Here is an 18,287-nt window from a genome sequence, read left to right as displayed (position 1 = left end):
ACTCTTGGAGCCAGTCGGGAGGAGGACGGGTGTTACTTCGACTACGGGTGAGCCTGCCGGATCGGCCGGGCTCGCTGGGGCAGGTGGCGCGGACGTTGGGTGTGGTCGGCGCTGACATTGTTCAGGTTGTCGTGCTCGAGCGGGTGGGTGGCCGGGCGGTCGACGACTTCGCGGTGGTCTGGCCGGCCGCCGCGCCCGTCGACCGGGTGCTCGCCGGCCTGGCGGTGATTCCCGGCGTTCGCGTCGACGGCGCGTGGCGGACCACCGAACTGCCCGACCCGTCCGCCCGCGAGGTGGCGATCGTGGGGCAGATCGCCGCCAACCCGGCATACGGCCTCTCCACGCTCGTGGACGCGGCGCCCGGGGTGTGCGCGGCGGACTGGGCGGCGGTGCTGTCCGTACCCCGGGACTGGGCTTCGGTCGGCGGGCTCGCGCCGGACGTACTCTGCGCGAGCCTGCGGGCGCCGGAAGTACCGCAGATCCCGGACATCGCACCGCTGCGTCCGCGCGCGATGAGCGCCGGCGGCGGAACCCACCTCGCGGTCGCGCCGTTCCACCGGGGCGGCCTCGTCCTCGCCGTCGCCCGCGGGCGGGCCGACGGCGACGGCGACGGCGAGCCGGGCCTGTACCCGCCGCCGTTCCACCGGAGCGAGGTGGACCGGCTCGCGCAGTTCGTCGACGCGGTCGCCGTGGTGCTCGGTGACCGGCTCACCGACGTGACTCGCGTCGCGGCCTGACTCGCGTCGCGGCGTGACTCGCGTCGCAGTCTGATTTGAGGAGGAACGATGGTGTTGTGGCGGGTCCGGGCGACCGTGGACGACCGGCCGGGTTACCTCTCGGTGCTGACCGCGAGCCTCGCGCTCCGGTCGGTCAACATCCTCGCCGTCCAGGTGCACGCCACCGAGGCCGGCGCCGTCGACGAGTTCCTGGTCGACGCCCCGCAGTCACTCAGCGCTGACGAACTCGTCGAGGCGATCCGGCGCGGGCGCGGCCGGGATCCGTGGGTGTGCCACGCCGACGCCAGGGGACTGGTGGACGAACCGACCCGGGCGCTGGGTATCGCGGCGATGGTGGCGGCCGACCCCAGCCGGCTCGAGTCGGCGCTCAGCACGCTGCTCGGCTGTGAGGTCGACCGCGGCGAGACCACGCGTAGCCGCGGCGAGGTCACCCCTGGCGGTGCCGGCGGCCGACCGGGGTTCACCCCGAACGTCATGGTGCTCGCCGGCCCGGCCGGCGACACGCTGGTCGCCCGCCGTAACGAACCCGCGTTCATGCCGGCGGAGTTCGCCCGCGCCCAGGCGCTCGTACAGGTCGCGATGGCCGGTCATGAGAGAGAAAGCGCCATCGACGGCGTGGCATAGTCCGACCTGTCATTACGTATAACCTCTCGACCCGTCTCGTTAGCGCCCATCCGGCAGCCCCTGATGGGCGCTAACGACCGGGGAGCCTGAGGCGGCTCGGCAGGGGACTGTGCGACCCTTGATTCGTGTCCGCAACAGCGTCACGGCTGCCCACGGTGGACGGGCACCGTATCGATGAGCGCCGTATCGATGAGTATGTGGCCGGCCTGTCCCGCCGGCTGACGGGCCCGCGCCGGGCCAAGGTGGATCTGCTTGCCGAGGTGCGCGACGGTCTGGTCGATGCCGCGGAGGCGTACGCCGACGCGGGTCTGCCGCCGTCGGAGGCGGTTGCCCGGGCCCTGGCGGACTTCGGTGACCATCGCCAGCTGGCGGCCGACTACCAGGCCGAGTTGGCGGCGGCGCAGGGCCGGCGTACCGCGCTGCTGGTCGCGATCGTGATGCCGGTGTTGATGCTGGTGTCCCGGCTGTTGTGGACGGACAGCCTGTCGGCTGCGTCCGGTCCGCCGCCCGTCTCCTGGCACCTGGTGGTGGCGTACACGTTGGACGTGCTGCAGGTGACCGCCGTGATCATGGCCTTGCTCACGCTGCTCGGCTACGGCTGGGGGAGCCGGTACCTGCCCGCGCAACGGGTGCCCGCCCCCCTGCTGCTGACCCGGCTCATGGGCGCCGGTGTGCTGTGCTTCGTCGCCGTCCAGGTCGTGACCGGGATCGCCACTTATGCGTGGGGCGTGCGTACGCCTGCCGCCGCCGGGTGGGCGCCCATGCTGGCGTGCGCCGTGGTGGTGGCGCTGTCGCTGCTCGGCGTGGGCCGTTCGGGGCTGCGCTGTCTCCGGGCGAGCTACTCCCTACGGGCTAGCGGGCCCGGGCTCGCCGCTCGGCTGGGGTGACAGGAACACGCCGATCGTCGCGGTGAACTGCTCCCAGGTCGACCGTTCGGACGCCAGGCTTTTCCGGCCATCGGCGGTGAGCTGGTAGGTGCGCCGTTCCCGGCCGGCCACGGTGCTCCAACTGCTCTCCACGAAACCGGCCCGCTCCAGCCGGCGCAGGGCCGGGTAGACCGTCCCGGTCGGCAGGGACAGCACGCCGCCGCTGCGGACCTGTAGCGCCTCGATGATCGCGTACCCGTGACGCGGCCCGTCATCGAGAACGGCGAGCAGGAGCGCGTCGAGGTGCCCACGTAGCGCATCGGCCTTCACGCGTAGCGAGTCTACGGGTACTCGGAGGGGTGGATCAGCGAGGTTACTGCCTGAGGAGGGCGCCCCTCTTCCGGTCTATCCGGGTACAGGGGCGCCCTCCTCAACAACAGGGGCGCCCTCCTCAACAACAGGGGCGCCCTCCTCAACAACAGGGGCAGGTCTGCGGGAAGCGGCCGTAGTGAAGCGGCGGCTGCGTCGGCGCCGGCATCAGTTACTCTGTAGTAGCTTTTGGGCCTCGCGCTGTTAATTGCGGATGCAACGCCGCATTCTGGGGGCAGCGGCGGCTCCGCGTGGATCAAGGAAGATTCGCGTTGATCCAGAAAGAGCGGTGGATCAAGGAGGAGCGGTTCCCGAAAAGGGAGTCGGTTAACTCGCCGCTTTGCTTGATCAAACAGATCTAACCGCAGCCCGAGAGCGCGAAATGTGAGGCGTCGCACGCCTTAGTCGGATGTGAAGGTTTTGTACGTGGGCGTCACAATGGGGTTTGTTCACGTCGGGGCAGGCACGGTCTCGCAGCGCGAGACTTTCCCGTCACGGTCAGCATGATTGTGATCAGTTTGACCTTCTCGTTCGAGGGTGGGTTTCGCGTACACTCGACGCGACTACCTGGGCCGACGTCGTCCCGTTCTGCAGTCTTGACGACGTGAGGAGGCCCGATGGCATCGCCACACATCCGTAACGCGACGCTCACCAGCGTGCCGAAGGCCCAAGGTCTCTACGACCCCGCCTACGAGCACGACGCCTGTGGCGTGGCGTTCGTGGCGGACGTAGCCGGGCGGCGCTCCCACCAGATCGTTCAGCACGGCCTCGACGCGCTGTGCCGGATGGACCACCGCGGTGCCCGCGGCGCCGAGCAGAACACCGGCGACGGCGCCGGCATCATGATCCAGGTGCCGGACGCGTTCTGCCGCGCCGTCGCCGGGGTCGAGCTTCCGCCGGCCGGTGAGTACGCGACCGGCCTCGCGTTCCTGCCCACCGACGACGGCGACGCCGAGCGCGCCAAGGCCGTCTTCGACAAGTACGCCGTGGTCGAGGGCGCGCGCGTGCTGGCCTGGCGCGAAGTGCCCGTCGACGCGAGCGACCTGGGCGCCACCGCTGCCAACGCGATGCCGCGGATCATGCAGGTGTTCCTGGCGGCCGACCGGCTCACCGAGTCGCCGGCGGGCCCGGCCGGCGAGCCGGTGCGCGGCATCGAGCTCGACCGGGTCGCGTTCTGCGTACGCAAGCAGACCGAGCGGGAGACCCGCGAGCGCGGCATCGACACGTACTTCCCGTCGCTGTCGTCCCGCACCATGACCTGGAAGGGCATGCTCGCCCCCGACCAGCTGCCCGCGGTGTACCCGGACCTGAACGACCCGCGCATGGACAGTGCGATCGCGCTCGTGCACAGCCGCTTCTCCACCAACACGTTCCCGTCGTGGCCGCTGGCGCACCCGTACCGGATCATCGCCCACAACGGTGAGATCAACACGATCCGCGGCAACCGGAACTGGATGGCCGCCCGCGAGGCTTTGTTGGCCGCGCCGATGATTCCGGGCAATATCCGACGGATATTCCCAATATGTACGCCCGACGGATCCGACTCGGCCAACTTCGACGAGGTGCTCGAACTGCTGCACCTGGCCGGGCGCAGCCTGCCGCACGCCGTCCTGATGATGATCCCGGAGGCGTGGGAGAACGACCCCGGGATGGACCCGGCGCGGCGCGCGTTCTACCAGTTCCACGCGAGCCTGATGGAGCCGTGGGACGGTCCGGCGGCGGTCGCGTTCACCGACGGCACGATCATTGGCGCCGTCCTCGACCGCAACGGCCTTCGGCCGGGCCGCTGGTGGCACACCGCGGACGGCCTGGTCGTGCTCTCCAGCGAGGCGGGCGTCCTGGACCTGGACCCGGCGAAGGTCGTGGCCAAGGGACGGCTGCAGCCGGGCCGGATGTTCCTGGTCGACACGGCCGCCGGCCGCATCATCGGAGACGATGAGATCAAGGCCGAGCTGGCGGCGCAGCACCCGTACGACGAGTGGCTGCACGGGGGGCTGATCCAGCTCGAGTCGCTGCCCGAGCGCGAGCACGTCGTGTACACCCACGAGTCGGTGCAGCGCCGGCAGCAGACGTTCGGCTACACCGAGGAGGAGCTGAAGATCCTCATCGGGCCGATGGCTCGCGCCGGGGCCGAGCCGTTGGGCTCGATGGGTACCGACACCCCGGTCGCGCCGCTGTCGACCCGGCCGCGGCTGATGTACGACTACTTCACACAGCTGTTCGCCCAGGTGACCAACCCGCCGCTGGACGCGATCCGCGAGGAGCTTGTCACCAGCCTGAACCAGACCATCGGGCCCGAGGGCAACCTGCTCGACCCCAATCCGGCGAGCTGCCGGCAGATCGTGCTGCCCGGCCCGGTCGTCGACAACGACGAGCTGGCCAAGATCCTGTCGATCGACGAAGACGGCGACATGCCCGGCTTCAAGGCCGTCCGGGTGTCCGGCCTGTACCCGGTGCGCGACGGCGCGGCCGGACTCAAGGCGCGCCTGGTCGAGATCATGCGCGGGGTGTCCGAGGCGATCGAGGACGGCGTACGGGTACTGGTCCTGAGCGACCGGGACACCAACGCCGACCTCGCCCCGATCCCGTCGCTGCTACTCACCGCGGCGGTGCACCAGCACCTCGTCCGCGAACAGACCCGTACCCAGGTCGCGCTGGTCGTCGAGTCCGGCGACTGCCGCGAGGTGCACCACGTCGCCGTGCTGATCGGCTACGGCGCGGCGGCCGTCAACCCGTACCTGGCGTTCGAGAGCGTCGACGACCTGATCGCCACCGGTGCGCTGCCGGGCATCAGTTCCGACAAGGCCATCAAGAACTACGTCAAGGGCCTCAACAAGGGCGTCTTGAAGATCATGTCGAAGATGGGCATCTCGACGGTCTCGTCGTACTGCGGTGCCCAGGTCTTCGAAGCGGTCGGGCTCGCGCCCGACCTGGTCGAGCGATACTTCACGGGCACCAGCAGCAAGATCGGCGGGATCGGCCTGTCGGAGGTCCACGCCGAGATCGCCGCGCGGCACGCCAAGGCCTACCCGGCCAACCCGGCCGAGCGCTCGCACCGCCGCCTCGAGGTGGGCGGTGAGTACCAGTGGCGCCGCGAGGGTGAGCTGCACCTGTTCAACCCGGAGACGGTCTTCCTGCTCCAGCACGCGACCCGGTCGCGGCAGTTCGACGTGTTCAAGAAGTACACGTCGAAGGTCGACAGCCTCGCGGCGCAGGCCGCGTCGCTGCGCGGCCTGTTCGAGTTCAAGTTCGGCGAGCGGCCCGCGATCCCGATCGACGAGGTCGAGCCAGCCAGCGAGATCGTCAAGCGGTTCGCCACGGGCGCGATGAGCTACGGCTCGATCTCGGCGGAGGCGCACACCGACCTCGCGATCGCGATGAACCGCCTCGGCGGCAAGTCCAACACCGGTGAGGGCGGCGAGGACGTCGAGCGCCTGCACGACCCGGCCCGGCGGTCGGCGGTCAAGCAGGTCGCGAGCGGCCGGTTCGGCGTGACCAGCGAGTACCTGGTCAACGCCGATGACCTCCAGATCAAGATGGCGCAGGGCGCGAAGCCCGGCGAGGGTGGTCAGCTCCCGGGTAACAAGGTGTGGCCGTGGATCGCCAAGACCCGCCACGCCACCCCGGGCGTCGGCCTCATCTCGCCGCCGCCGCACCACGACATCTACTCGATCGAGGACCTGGCGCAGCTCGTCTACGACCTCAAGAACGTCAACCCGAGCGCGCGGATCCACGTCAAGCTCGTCTCCGAGGTCGGCATCGGTACCGTCGCGTCCGGTGTCGCGAAGACGAAGGCCGACGTCATCCTGGTCTCCGGCCATGACGGCGGCACCGGCGCCTCTCCGCTCAACTCGCTGAAGCACGCCGGTACCCCCTGGGAGCTCGGCCTGGCCGAGACCCAGCAGACCCTGCTGATCCAGGGCCTGCGGGACCGGGTGACCGTGCAGGTCGACGGTCAGCTCAAGACCGGCCGGGACGTGGTCGTCGCGGCGCTGCTGGGCGCCGAGGAGTTCGGCTTCGCCACGGCCCCGCTCATCGTTGAGGGCTGCGTGATGATGCGCGTCTGCCACCTCGACACCTGTCCGGTCGGCATCGCCACGCAGAACCCTGAGCTGCGTAAGCGGTACAGCGGCAAGCCCGAGTTCGTGGAGAACTTCTTCCTGTTCCTCGCCGAGGAGGTGCGGGAGTACCTGGCCCAGCTGGGCTTCCGGACCCTCGACGAGGCGATCGGGCACGCTGAGCTGCTCGACACGCGCCAGGCCGTCGAGCACTGGAAGGCGCAGGGCCTCGACCTGGAGCCGGTGCTGTACGTGCCGGACCTCCCGTCGGGCGCCTCGCGGCGCCAGAGCGTCAAGCAGGACCACAAGCTCGAAGAGGCGCTCGACAACAAGCTGATCGCCGCCGCCTCGTCGGCGTTGAACGACGGCACGGCCGTGAAGATCGAGATGTCGGTACGCAACGACAACCGCAGCGTCGGCGCGATGCTGGGCGGCGAGGTGACCCGCCGCTTCGGTGGCGCCGGGCTGGCGGACGACACGATCGACGTGACGCTGCGCGGCACGGCCGGGCAGTCGTTCGGCGCGTTCGTGCCGCGCGGTGTGACGCTGCGCCTGTTCGGTGACGGCAACGACTACATCGGCAAGGGCTTGTCCGGCGGTCGCCTGATCGTGCGGCCGGACGAGGCTGCGCCGTTCGTCGCCGAGGAGAACATCATCGGCGGCAACACGATCCTGTACGGCGCGACCAGCGGCGAGGTCTTCCTGCGCGGCCGGGTCGGCGAGCGGTTCGCGGTGCGCAACTCCGGCGCGGCGGCGGTTGTCGAGGGCATCGGCGACCACGGCTGCGAGTACATGACCGGCGGTACCGTCGTCGTGCTCGGCAGCACCGGACGGAACTTCGCGGCCGGCATGTCCGGCGGTGTGGCGTACGTGTGGAACCTCGACCCGGCCCGGGTCAACGCTGAGCTGGTCGACCTGGACCCGGTGGTCGACTCCGAGGCCCTGCGGTCGTTGGTCGCCCGGCATGCCGACGAGACCGGTTCGGCCGTCGCGTCCGCGCTGCTGGCGCGGTGGGACGAGGCCGTCACGGAGTTCACCGCTGTGGTCCCGCGCGACTACAAGCGGGTCATGGAAGCGATCAAGGCCGCCGAGGCTGCCGGCCGTGACGTCGATGAGGCGGTGATGTCGGCGGCTACCACCCCGGCACCCACTCCTCAGGACAAGGCGGAGGTATCCCGTGCCTGATCCGAACGGCTTTCTACGCCACCAGCGCAAGCTGCCGGCTCGCCGGCCCGTGCCCGTACGCATCATGGACTGGCGGGAGGTCTACCCGTCCGCGTCCGACGAGCTGATCCGCTCGCAGGCGACCCGGTGCATGGACTGCGGCATCCCGTTCTGCCACGAGGGCTGCCCGCTGGGCAACCGCATCCCGGACTGGAACGACCTGGTCCGCACCGACTCCTGGCAGTTCGCCAGCGAGGCGCTGCACGCCACGAACAACTTCCCGGAGTTCACCGGGCGGCTGTGCCCGGCGCCGTGCGAGGCCGCCTGCGTGCTCGGCATCGCCGACGACCCGGTGACCATCAAGCAGGTCGAGGTCGAGATCGCCAACCGGGCGTTCGACCGGGGGTACGTGACGCCGCAGTCCGCTCCGGAGCCGACCGGGCGCAGCGTCGCCGTGGTCGGGTCGGGCCCGGCCGGCCTCGCGGCCGCCCAGCAGTTGGCGCGCGCCGGGCACGCGGTGACCGTGTACGAGCGGGACGACCGGATCGGCGGCCTGCTGCGGTACGGGATCCCGGACTTCAAGCTGGAGAAGGAGCACATCGACCGGCGCCTCGAACAGCTCTCCGCGGAGGGTGTGCAGTTCGTGACCGGCGTGAACGTCGGCGTGGACCTGACCGTGGCCGAACTGCGCGAGCGGCACGACGCGGTGCTGCTGGCCTGCGGCGCGCTGCAGGGCCGCGACACCCCGGAGACGCCGGGCCGGGCGCTGCCGGGCGTACACCTGGCGATGGAGCACCTGGTCGAGTCCAACCGGCACGTCGCCGGTCTGACCGACGAGCCGGCGATCAACGCGGCCGGTAAGCACGTCATCATCATCGGCGGTGGCGACACGGCCGCCGACTGCCTGGGCGTGGCGCACCGGCAGGGCGCGGCGAGCGTGACGCAGCTCGACATCTACCCCGAGCCGCCGGGCTCGCGCGATCCCGAGCGCGACCCGTGGCCGACGTGGCCGTGGGTGCTGCGCAACTACCCGGCGCACGAGGAGGGCGGCGACCGCCTCTTCGCCGTGGCCGTGCACGAGTTCGTCGGCACCGACCGCCTCGAGGCGATCCGGATCAGCGAGGTGACGGTCACCAAGGTAGACGGTCGGCGGATCGTCACGCCGGTCCCGGGCACCGAGCGGAACCTGCCGGCCGACCTGGTGCTGCTGGCGATCGGCTTCCAAGGCACGGAGGAGGGTCCGCTGCTGGAGCAGGCCGGGCTCACCCGCAACACGCGCGGAGCCATCGACAGCGGGCCGGACTGGCAGACCTCCACCCCGGGCGTCTTCGTCGCCGGCGACATGCACAAGGGCGCGTCGCTGATCGTGTGGGCGATCGCCGAGGGGCGTTCCGCCGCTGCCTCGATCCACGCGTACCTGGGCGGGGATGGCCAGCTGCCTGCGCCGGTGGTGCCGATGTCGGCGCCGATCGGCGTCCGCTAGCGCGCGCTTTTGAGGAGGGCGCCCCTCTCACCGTCTATTGGGTGAGAGGGGCGCCCTCCTCGCGTACAGGGCTCGCGTACAGGGGTGGAATCCAGGACGGGTGACGCGCTCAGACGACCTGGACCGAGCGCTTGGCCAGGCCGAGCCAGAAGCCCTCGATCTCCTGTACCGGCGGCGCCTCCGGGTCGTCGGCCGCGCCGAGGGTGACGAACAGCGGGGCGAAGTGCTCCACGGTCGGGTGGGCGTACGGCATGCCGGGCGCCCGGTTGCGGAAGTCGATCAACTCGTCGACCGCGCCCCGGGCCAGGGTCTCCGCCGTCCAGGCGTCGAACTCGGCCGACCAGCCCGGTGGGGTCGCGTCGATCCGCCACTCCCGCAGGAACGGCAGGCCGTGCGTGAGGAACCCGCTGCCGATGATGAGGACGCCCTCGTCGCGGAGCGGCGCCAGGCGCCGGCCGAGGTCCAGGAGACGCTGCGGGTCCAGCGTGGGCATGGAGATCTGCAGTACCGGGATGTCGGCGGCCGGGTACATGACGGTGAGCGGCACGTACGCCCCGTGGTCGAGGCCCCGGTCGGGCTGCTCGGCCACCGGTTCGGTGTCGGCCATCAGTGCCTTGACCTTCGCTGCCAGGTCAGGCGCGCCGGGGGAGCGGTACTGCGCGCGGTAGTACCGCTCGGGGAACCCGCCGAAGTCGTAGACCAGTGGGACGCCGGTCGCGGTGGCGCCGATCGTCAGCGGCGCGGACTCCCAGTGCGCCGAGACGATGAGAATCGCGCTCGGTCGGGGGAGCTTGCCTGCCCAGTCGGCCAGTTGGCGGGTCCACGTCGGGTCGTCGACCAGCGGCGGGGCACCGTGGCCGAGGTAAAGGGCTGGCATCCGGCTCATCGCTTCCCCAATCTGAGCCGCCCGATCTGGTTGAGCGCTCAACCACAAGGGTAGCGGATTTTGTTGAAAGCTCAAGCTTCTGCGCGTGGTGCGCCGCGCCGCCGGGAATTGTCGGTGGTTGCCGCTAGAATTAGTACATGCGTTCGATTGATGCAAACTCGTTGAAGGCGCCATCATCGGTGGTCCACTCTCCCGCCGTGCGCGATGACGCCACCTGGATAAGGCGACGCCACCTGCATAAACCGGCGCCCTTCGATGATGTTCTGGCTCAACGGGGCTGGGCGGGACCCACGCGGGATCATCTCGGGTAACCCGCCGACGGGCCGTCCGGCGTGGACTCGGACGCCGGCCACGGTGCCGTCGCCACGGTGCCGTCGCCTCAGTGCCGTCACCACGGTGCCGTCGCCACGGTGCCGTTACCTCAGTGCCGTCACCCTTGGCGCCCCACCTCGTCGAGCAGGAGTCGGCCCAGCCGGGCGTGCGCCTCGACGAGCGGGTTGGTGGCACCGAAGTTGTGGCCGTGGCCGGGCAGGTCGCCGAAGAACGAGAAGATGAGCGCGGCGCTGCTGTCGTCGCCGAACATGACGCCGACCTCGTGCCGCCAGTCGTCGTCCGCCCCGTACTTCGAGGCGGTGCGCAGCCGCTCATCCGACGACATGGTGCGCCGCACGCCGTCGGAGAAGCCGTGGAGGAGGCTGAGGACGAACCGGGTCGCGGCCGGTGAGATCAGAGTGCCGGCGACCAGCATGCGCAGCAGTCGGTGTGCCTCGCGGGCGGTCGTGGTGCCCAGAAACATCCGGTGCGGGTTGCCGGGCGCCGGCTGTACCCGCGTGTGCCGGAAATCCCTTGCCGCCAGGTATTCATTCACCTCCGGGCCGGTGCAGACCAGGCCGCACAGGCGGACCGCGGTGTTGTCTGAGAGCATCAGCATCGCCGTCAGTACGTTCGCGAGCGTGAGCCGGTCGCCCCAGACCGTCTGCAGGTGGTAGATGCCGTCACCATGCAGGACGATCTCCGGGGTGAGTTCGACCGTCTGGTCCAGTCGCAGCGCACCGCGGTCGATCTTGTGGAGGACTGCGCAGGCGACGGCCAGCTTGTTGACGCTCGCTGCGGGCACGACGTCGTCGGCCTTGTCCTCGATGACGACGCGGTGCGAGCCGTCCCGGTCCGCCAGGGTCACCAGCGCATTCCAGGTGCCTCCGGCCCGGGTGGTCTCCCGCTGATAGGCACGCCGGATCTGGCGGCACGCCCGCGCCAGTGGGTCAACTCCGGTGCTGTCGGCTCCGGTGCTGTCGACTCCGGTGCTGTCGGCTCCGGTGCTCTCGGGCGTGGCGATCACCGTGCCCCCTCGGAAGCGTGAACGTGGAAGACGCGATGTTGACTACGGTGCCAGATCTGCCAAGATCCGAAACACGTTGCTCCGGCGCGGGTGCGGGACGGTTGCGTTGCCGTCCCATATTCGGCGCAACTCGTGGGTCAATCGCTCCTCCCGGTCCGGCAACGGTTAGCCTCATGTGTGTGATACGTCGCGCGAAGATCGTCTGTACGATCGGCCCCGCCACATCCAGCCCGGAACGCCTGCGTGGCCTCGTGGACGCCGGCATGGACGTCGCCCGCCTCAACTTCAGCCACGGTACCCACGCCGACCACGAGAAGGTCTACCACCTCGTACGGGAGTCGGCCGAGGCCAGTGGCCGGGCTGTCGGCATCCTCGCCGACCTGCAGGGCCCGAAGATCCGACTCGGCAAGTTCAAGGAAAGCCCCGTCGAGTGGCGAACCGGCGAGACCGTCGTGATCACCTCGGAGAACATCGAGGGTACTCACGACCGGGTCTCGTGCACCTACCGCAAGCTGCCCGCCGAGGTGAAGGTGGGCGACCGGCTGCTGATCGACGACGGCAAGGTGTCCGTCGAGGTCATCGCCGTGGAGGGCACCGACATCCGGGTGCTCGTCGTCGAGGGCGGCATGGTCTCCGACCACAAGGGAGTGTCGCTGCCCAACGTCGCGGTGAGCGTGCCGGCGCTGTCCGAGAAGGACGTCGAGGACCTGCGGTTCGCGCTCCGTCTCGGCGTGGACTGGGTGGCGCTGTCGTTCGTGCGCTCGCCCGATGACATCAAGCTCGTCCACGAGGTCATGGACGAGCTCGGCATCCGTCGCCCGGTGCTCGCGAAGATCGAGAAGCCGGAGGCCGTCGAGCAGCTGGAGGCCATCGTCTGCGCGTTCGACGGCATCATGGTCGCGCGCGGCGACCTCGGGGTGGAGCTTCCGCTCGAGGAGGTGCCGCTGGTCCAGAAGCGCGCGGTGCAGCTGTGCCGCGAGGAGGCCAAGCCGGTCATCGTGGCAACCCAGATGCTCGACTCCATGATCGAAAACTCGCGGCCGACCCGCGCGGAGACGTCCGACGTCGCCAACGCCGTGCTCGACGGCGCGGACGCGCTCATGTTGTCCGGCGAGACGAGCGTCGGGCGGTACCCCGTGCTGACGGTCTCCACGATGGCGCGGATCATCGCAACGACCGAGGCCGGCGAGATGCAGGTGCCCCGGCTGCAGCACGACCCCCGTACCACCGGCGGTGCGCTCACGGCGGCGGCCGCCCGGATCGCTTCGTCCATCGGCGGCAAGGCGATGGTCGCGTTCACCGTCACCGGTGACACCGTCCGCCGGCTTGCCCGCCTGCACTGCAACCTGCCGCTGCTCGCGTTCACGCCGGAGCCGACGGTGCGCAACCAACTCACGCTGTCGTGGGGAGTGCAGACGTTCCTGTCACCGTTCGTCGCGCACACCGACGAGATGTTCCGGCAGGTTGACCAGTCACTTCTCGGGTTGGACTTTGCCCACAAGGGCGACTGTGTGGTGATCGTCGCGGGTAGTCCGCCCGGCACGCCGGGTTCGACCAACACGCTGCGCGTACACAGACTCGGCGATCTGGCGGATGTTCAGTGAGCGCGAAGAGTGAGCGAAGCGAGCCCCGCAGTCGCGAACAGCGGAGTGCGCGGTGACTGAAGTTTCAACCGGCCAGCAGGCCGTTGACGAACTGCTCGAACTGCTTGACCTGCGCACGTTGACCGGTAACACGTTCGAGGGGGTCAGCCCGAAGATCGGCCTCCAGCGGGTGTTCGGCGGCCAGGTCGCCGGTCAGGCGCTGGTCGCCGCCGGCCGTACGGTCGACCCGGAGCGCCACGTGCACTCGCTGCACGGATACTTCGTGCGCCCGGGCGACCCGACCGTGCCGATCCGGTACGAGGTGGAGAACATCCGCGACGGCCGCTCGTTCTCGGTACGCCGGTCGGTGGCGCTCCAGCACGACAAGCCGATCTTCTTCATGTCGGCGTCGTTCCACGTGCAGGAGGAGGGCCTGGATCACCAGGGGCGGACCCCGGTGGACGTGCCGCTGCCCGAGGAAGTGCCGACGATGCACGAGCGGCTGGCCAAGTACCCGGAGCGCCTGGGTATCTGGGAACTCATCCCGCGCCCGATCGACGTGCGGTACGTCAACGAGCCGGGATGGGTGCGGCCGGGTGACCGCCCCTCGGAACCACACCAGCGGGTGTGGATGCGTTTCGACGGCAAGCTGCCCGACGAACCACTGCTGCACGCCTGCGCGCTCACGTACGCCTCCGACCTGACGCTGCTGGACTCCGTCCTGTCGACGCACGGGGCGGTGTGGGGACCCGGCGGGTTCCAGGGGGCGAGCCTGGACCACGCGGTGTGGTTCCACCGCCCGTTCCGGGCCGACGAGTGGTTCCTCTACGACTGCTGGAGCCCGTCTGCGTCCGGCGGCCGGGGCCTGGCCAGTGGTCGGATGTTCACCCTGGACGGTCGCCAGGTCGCGAGCGTCGTACAGGAGGGCCTGCTGCGGCCCGTCGGCTACTGACAGGACATAATTCGTACATGCGATTGTCGGCCCGGGTTGATTACGCACTGCGCGCGGTGGCGGAACTTGCCGCGGCGGTGAGCGGGGCCGACGGGGCCGAGCGCCCGGTGACCGCCGAGCGCTTGGCGCATGCCCAGCAGATCCCGCCGAAGTTTCTGGAGAGCATCCTGCTCCAACTGCGCCGCGGCGGCGTCGTCACCGCGCAGCGCGGCCCCGAGGGCGGCTACCGGTTGGCCCGACCGGCCCATGAGATCTCGCTGGCCGAGATCATTCGGGTGATCGACGGGCCGCTGGCCAATGTGCGGGGCCAGCGGCCGGAAAACGTCGACTACAAGGGCGCGGCCGAGGCGTTGCAGGACGTGTGGATCGCGCTCCGCGCGAGTGAGCGGGAGATCCTCGAACTGGTCACGATCGCGGACGTCGCGGCCGGTGACCTTCCCGACCGCGTACGCGAACTCGCGGCGGACCCGCGCGCCTGGGTCTGACCGTCCCCATTTTTCCCTTGATCAGGGGCACCGGATGGTGCCCCTGATCAACTACTCACTGATCAGTCGCCCACTGATCAGTCGCCCACTGATCGGTCGGCCACTGATCGGTCGGCCACTGATCGGTCGCCCACCGATCAGCCGCTCATGATCATGGTGCGTGCCCGTCTCGGGTGATCGATATCCCACTGCTTGGACCGGCCGTTGACAACACCTAGCCATTATCCCCACTATTCCTATTGATCACATAGGGATGGTGGGGGATGGGATCATGGGATCGAGTGGGGCGGTAAGAGCCGCTGTGGTGAAAAAACGGGCCATGCGAACGCTGATCCGTGCGGTCGCTGTCGCTGCGGTTACTGGAGCGGCCCTGACCGGTCTGGCGGCCTGTGGGGGCTCGCCGCAGAAGGCGAGTGGGGCCGGCGACCCGGTCACGCTGCGCCTCGGGTACTTCCCGAATCTGACGCACGCCACCCCGATCGTGGGGATCAAGAAGAACTTCTACGCCGACAAGCTCGGTAGGAACGTCGCCATCGAGGCCAAGACCTTCAACGCCGGCCCGGAGGCCGTCGAGGCCCTGTTCTCCGGTGCGGTCGACGCCACGTACATCGGTCCAAACCCGACGGTCAACGCCTGGCAGAAGTCCAAGGGTCAGGCGGTCCGGGTGGTCGCCGGCGCCGCCTCCGGTGGCGCGGCGTTCGTCGTCAAGCCTGACATCACCGGCCCGGAGCAGCTCAAGGGCAAGAAGATCGCGTCGCCGCAGTTGGGCAACACCCAGGACGTGGCGCTGCGCTACTGGCTCAAGCAGCACGGGCTGAACACCACCAAGGAGGGCGGCGGCGACATCACCATCCTCCCGCAGGCCAACGCGGACACGGTGACGGCGTTCGGTACGGGTGCGATCGACGGCGCCTGGGTTCCTGAGCCGTTCGCCTCGCGGCTGGTGAAGGCCGGCGGCAAGGTACTGGTGGACGAGCGCGACCTGTGGCCGGGCGGCAAGTTCGTCGTCACCAACCTGCTCGTGAGCACCAAGTTCCTCAAGGCGCACCCGGACGTGGTGAAGAACCTGATCGCGGGCCAGGTCGAGGCCAACGACTTCATCAACGCCAATCCGGTGGAAGCGCAGCAGGTGGTCAACGCGGCGATCGGTGAGCTGAGCGGCAAGGTGCCGGACGCGAAGCAGACCGCCGACGCATGGAAGACCCTGACGTTCCTCAACGACCCGATCGCGTCGTCCCTGCGTGACGGGGCCAGGCACGCCGAGGAGGTCGGCCTGCTCCAGCCGGTCGACCTCACGGGAATCTACGACCTGACGCTGCTCAACGAGGTGCTGAAGGCGAGAGGCGCCCCGGAGGTGAAGGTATGACAGCTGAAGACGTGGCGTCGGTTCTGCCGGAACGCGCCGCTGCCGAAAGGTTGGCTCTCACCCTCGCCGGCGTATCGAAGGTCTTCGGGCGTGGCCCGGCCGCGGTGCACGCGCTCGACAAGGTGTCGCTCACCGTCGCCGCCGGCGAGTTCGTCTGCCTCGTCGGAGCCTCCGGCTGCGGCAAGAGCACGCTGCTGTCCCTGGTTGCCGGTCTCGACCAGCCGACCGGGGGCACGATCGACGTCGCCGGTGGTGCGCGTCCCGGGCTGATGTTCCAGGAGCCGGCGCTGTTTCCGTGGCTGACCGTAGCCGGCAACGTCGGCCTGCCGCTGCGGCTGCGCAAGGTCCCGCGCGCCGAGCGCGCCGTGCGGGTGTCAGCCCTCCTGCGTACCGTCCACTTGGCGGAGTTCGGCAAGCGCCGGCCGCACCAGCTCTCCGGTGGTATGCGGCAGCGGGTCGCCATGGCGCGCACTCTCGCGCTCGACACGCCGGTGCTGCTCATGGACGAGCCGTTCGGCGCGCTGGACGCGATGACCCGCGACATCCTGCACGACGAGATCGAGCGGATCTGGCAGGAGCGGGCGCTGACCGTCCTGTTCGTCACGCACAACGTGCGGGAGGCGGCCCGGCTCGGCGACCGGATCGTGCTGCTGTCCAGCCGGCCCGGCCGGGTGGTCGCGGACTGGCGGGTGGAGGTGCCGCGCCCGCGCCGCATCGACTCACCCGAGATCGCCGCGGTCGCGGCCGAGGTGACCGATCGGCTGCGGGAGGAGGTGCGCCGGCATGGCCGCTGACACCCTATCCGGGCTGGACGCACTGGACCTCGCCGGCCGGGAGAGCGGCGGGTCCACGCTGTCCAGAGTCTGGGCCGCCACCTGGCCGAAAGTGTTGGCGCTGGCGTTCGTGCTCGGGATCTGGCAGGTCGTGTACTGGTCGGGGTGGCGCGAACCGTGGGTGCTGCCCGAGCCGCGGGAGGTGTTCGCCGACCTCGCCCGGGCCACTGCGACGGCGGACTTCTGGCACGCGATAGCGACGACGCTCCGCCGTGGGCTGGTCGGGTTTGCCCTCGCCGCGGGGATCGGGCTCGTGCTGGGCGCAGCGGTGGCTCGAGTCGCGCCGCTGCGGGCCGCGCTGGGGTCGGCCATCACCGCGCTGCAGACGATGCCGTCGATCGCCTGGTTTCCGCTGGCGATCCTGCTGTTCCAGATCAGCGAGAACGCGATCCTGTTCGTGGTGGTGCTCGGCGCCGCCCCGTCGATCGCCAACGGCGTCATCTCCGGGGTGGACTACGTGCCGCCGCTGCTGCTGCGCGCCGGCCGGAACTTCGGCGCCCGAGGCCTCGCGCTCTACCGGTACGTGGTCGCGCCCGCCTCCCTGCCGGCCATCGTCTCCGGCCTCAAACAGGGCTGGGCGTTCGCCTGGCGCTCCCTGCTCGCCGGCGAGCTTCTCGTGATCATCGCGCACCGGCCGGCGCTCGGCGTGCGGCTGCAGGGCTTGCGGGAGCAGAACGACGCAGTCGGCGTCATCAGCACCATGATCGTCATCTTCGTGATCGGGGTCCTCGCCGACACCGTGTTCTCGTACGCCGACCGCCGGCTGCGTCGAGCCTGGGGGCTCGCTTAAGGGGAGGGCGGTTGGCCGGGTGGAAGGCGACACGGGTGGAGGTCGGCGCTCGCTGTTCTCACTGGCGTCGGTGGTAGCGGTTGCGTTGGGGTTTCTGCTCGGGGTCGATGTAGGTGGGTGGGGTGAATTCGGGGAGTCCGTCGCCGGGGTTGATGCGGATCTGCCACGGGCTGTGGTGGACCTGCCGGTGGTGGTAGCCGCAGAGCAGGACGGCGTTGTCGAGGCTGGTGGTTCCGCCGTCTGTCCAGTGCACGATGTGGTGGCCGTCTGCCCAGCGGGGTGGGCGGTCGCAGCCGGGGAACGCGCAGCCGCGGTCGCGTAGGACGAGGGCGCGGCGCAGCGGTCCTTTGATCAGGCGCTGTTCGCGGCCGACGTCGAGGACCTGCCCGGCGGTGCCGAGTACGGCGGGGAGTAGGGCGGCGTCGCAGGCCAGTCGCCGGGCGGCGGTCGCCGGCAGCGACGAGCCGTCGTCGAGGGTCGCGGTCCCGACCTGCTGGTGCAGCGTGTCGATGCCGACGGTGACTACGATCTGGGGGCGGTCGCCGCCGTTGGCGGGCAGCTCGCCGCAGGCCAGCGCGATCCGGCATACCTCGACGAGGGCGTCGACGCGTCGCTGGCCGGGGGTGCGCACGTCGGGCTCGCCTGCTGACGGCCGGGGCGCGGACAGCGGGTCGATCGCGGCGCGGAGTTGGGCGGCGGATTCGCGGTCGAGCCAGCCGGAAAGCCGGACCCGGTTTTCGCCGGGCACCTCA

The 18,287-nt window shown here is 70.0% G+C and carries 15 protein-coding genes; 11 read left to right on the top strand and 4 right to left on the bottom strand.

Annotated features, from left to right (window positions below):
* Positions 1 to 29 precede the first annotated feature (29 nt).
* The 3 genes from HC028_RS05125 to HC028_RS05115 all read left to right on the top strand — a co-directional run bounded on the left by HC028_RS05125 (position 30) and on the right by HC028_RS05115 (position 2,248).
* On the top strand, positions 30 to 737 hold the full coding sequence (locus HC028_RS05125; protein ID WP_168073476.1) for an ACT domain-containing protein: 708 nt from the start codon (positions 30 to 32) through the stop codon (positions 735 to 737).
* 48 nt (positions 738 to 785) lie between these two features.
* Complete coding sequence (locus tag HC028_RS05120) at positions 786 to 1,361, top strand: ACT domain-containing protein (protein WP_168073474.1); 576 nt, start codon at positions 786 to 788, stop codon at positions 1,359 to 1,361.
* 125 nt (positions 1,362 to 1,486) lie between these two features.
* Positions 1,487 to 2,248: a permease prefix domain 1-containing protein gene (locus HC028_RS05115; protein ID WP_168073472.1), complete on the top strand. Its 762-nt coding sequence runs from the start codon at positions 1,487 to 1,489 to the stop codon at positions 2,246 to 2,248.
* On the opposite strand, the gene HC028_RS05110 is transcribed toward HC028_RS05115, so the two are convergent.
* Positions 2,207 to 2,557: a PadR family transcriptional regulator gene (locus HC028_RS05110; RefSeq protein ID WP_168073470.1), complete on the bottom strand. Its 351-nt coding sequence runs from the start codon at positions 2,555 to 2,557 to the stop codon at positions 2,207 to 2,209. The genes HC028_RS05115 and HC028_RS05110 overlap by 42 nt on opposite strands.
* A gap of 656 nt (positions 2,558 to 3,213) precedes the next feature.
* Between HC028_RS05110 and gltB the strand changes: the two genes are divergently transcribed.
* Positions 3,214 to 7,839 carry a glutamate synthase large subunit gene (gene gltB, locus HC028_RS05105; protein WP_168073468.1) on the top strand — a complete coding sequence of 1,542 codons (4,626 nt, stop codon included), beginning with the start codon at positions 3,214 to 3,216 and terminating at the stop codon, positions 7,837 to 7,839.
* Entirely contained in the window at positions 7,832 to 9,301 is a 1,470-nt protein-coding gene (locus HC028_RS05100; protein WP_168073466.1) for a glutamate synthase subunit beta, read from the top strand. Before gltB ends, HC028_RS05100 begins: the two co-directional genes overlap by 8 nt.
* Before the next feature lie 109 nt (positions 9,302 to 9,410).
* Here HC028_RS05100 and HC028_RS05095 read toward each other — a convergent pair whose 3' ends face one another.
* Positions 9,411 to 10,178, bottom strand: coding sequence for a dioxygenase family protein (locus tag HC028_RS05095; protein WP_168073464.1), 768 nt, complete (start codon positions 10,176 to 10,178; stop codon positions 9,411 to 9,413).
* Positions 10,179 to 10,617: 439 nt separating this feature from the next.
* The gene (locus HC028_RS05090) at positions 10,618 to 11,526 is read right to left on the bottom strand and encodes a serine hydrolase (RefSeq protein ID WP_239075535.1); all 909 of its coding nucleotides are present in this window, start codon (positions 11,524 to 11,526) and stop codon (positions 10,618 to 10,620) included.
* Between the two features lie 173 nt (positions 11,527 to 11,699).
* Between HC028_RS05090 and pyk the strand changes: the two genes are divergently transcribed.
* From pyk to HC028_RS05060, 6 genes are all read left to right on the top strand, one after another.
* Entirely contained in the window at positions 11,700 to 13,130 is a 1,431-nt protein-coding gene (gene pyk / locus HC028_RS05085) for a pyruvate kinase (protein WP_168073462.1), read from the top strand.
* Positions 13,131 to 13,182: 52 nt separating this feature from the next.
* Positions 13,183 to 14,061: an acyl-CoA thioesterase gene (locus HC028_RS05080; RefSeq protein ID WP_168073460.1), complete on the top strand. Its 879-nt coding sequence runs from the start codon at positions 13,183 to 13,185 to the stop codon at positions 14,059 to 14,061.
* 17 nt (positions 14,062 to 14,078) lie between these two features.
* On the top strand, positions 14,079 to 14,546 hold the full coding sequence (locus HC028_RS05075; protein WP_168073458.1) for an RrF2 family transcriptional regulator: 468 nt from the start codon (positions 14,079 to 14,081) through the stop codon (positions 14,544 to 14,546).
* A 319-nt stretch (positions 14,547 to 14,865) separates the two neighbouring features.
* A complete protein-coding gene (locus HC028_RS05070; protein ID WP_168073456.1) occupies positions 14,866 to 15,912 on the top strand; it encodes an ABC transporter substrate-binding protein in 1,047 nt (348 codons plus the stop codon).
* Complete coding sequence (locus tag HC028_RS05065) at positions 15,909 to 16,706, top strand: ABC transporter ATP-binding protein (RefSeq protein WP_168073453.1); 798 nt, start codon at positions 15,909 to 15,911, stop codon at positions 16,704 to 16,706. Before HC028_RS05070 ends, HC028_RS05065 begins: the two co-directional genes overlap by 4 nt.
* Complete coding sequence (locus HC028_RS05060; RefSeq protein ID WP_168073451.1) at positions 16,696 to 17,535, top strand: ABC transporter permease; 840 nt, start codon at positions 16,696 to 16,698, stop codon at positions 17,533 to 17,535. The genes HC028_RS05065 and HC028_RS05060 overlap by 11 nt, the downstream gene beginning before the upstream one ends.
* A gap of 58 nt (positions 17,536 to 17,593) precedes the next feature.
* Here HC028_RS05060 and HC028_RS05055 read toward each other — a convergent pair.
* Positions 17,594 to 18,287, bottom strand: a 694-nt coding sequence (locus HC028_RS05055) for an HNH endonuclease signature motif containing protein (RefSeq protein ID WP_168073449.1), incomplete at its 5' end; no start/stop codon positions are given.

This window comes from Planosporangium flavigriseum (assembly GCF_011947225.1).
GTDB classification, from domain to species: domain Bacteria; phylum Actinomycetota; class Actinomycetes; order Mycobacteriales; family Micromonosporaceae; genus Planosporangium; species Planosporangium flavigriseum.
The sequence above is the reverse complement of the archived record's forward strand: the minus strand, read 5'-3'. Positions and strand labels throughout refer to the sequence as shown.

Excerpts from the sequence above, each read along its gene's own strand:
- gltB (WP_168073468.1), top strand. The coding sequence starts at position 3,214 with ATGGCATCGCCACACATCCGTAACGCGACGCTCACCAGCGTGCCGAAG.
- HC028_RS05070 (WP_168073456.1), top strand. The coding sequence starts at position 14,866 with ATGCGAACGCTGATCCGTGCGGTCGCTGTCGCTGCGGTTACTGGAGCG.
- HC028_RS05095 (WP_168073464.1), bottom strand. The coding sequence starts at position 10,178 with ATGCCAGCCCTTTACCTCGGCCACGGTGCCCCGCCGCTGGTCGACGAC.
- HC028_RS05060 (WP_168073451.1), top strand. The coding sequence starts at position 16,696 with ATGGCCGCTGACACCCTATCCGGGCTGGACGCACTGGACCTCGCCGGC.
- pyk (WP_168073462.1), top strand. The coding sequence starts at position 11,700 with ATGTGTGTGATACGTCGCGCGAAGATCGTCTGTACGATCGGCCCCGCC.
- HC028_RS05065 (WP_168073453.1), top strand. The coding sequence starts at position 15,909 with ATGACAGCTGAAGACGTGGCGTCGGTTCTGCCGGAACGCGCCGCTGCC.
- HC028_RS05120 (WP_168073474.1), top strand. The coding sequence starts at position 786 with ATGGTGTTGTGGCGGGTCCGGGCGACCGTGGACGACCGGCCGGGTTAC.
- HC028_RS05075 (WP_168073458.1), top strand. The coding sequence starts at position 14,079 with ATGCGATTGTCGGCCCGGGTTGATTACGCACTGCGCGCGGTGGCGGAA.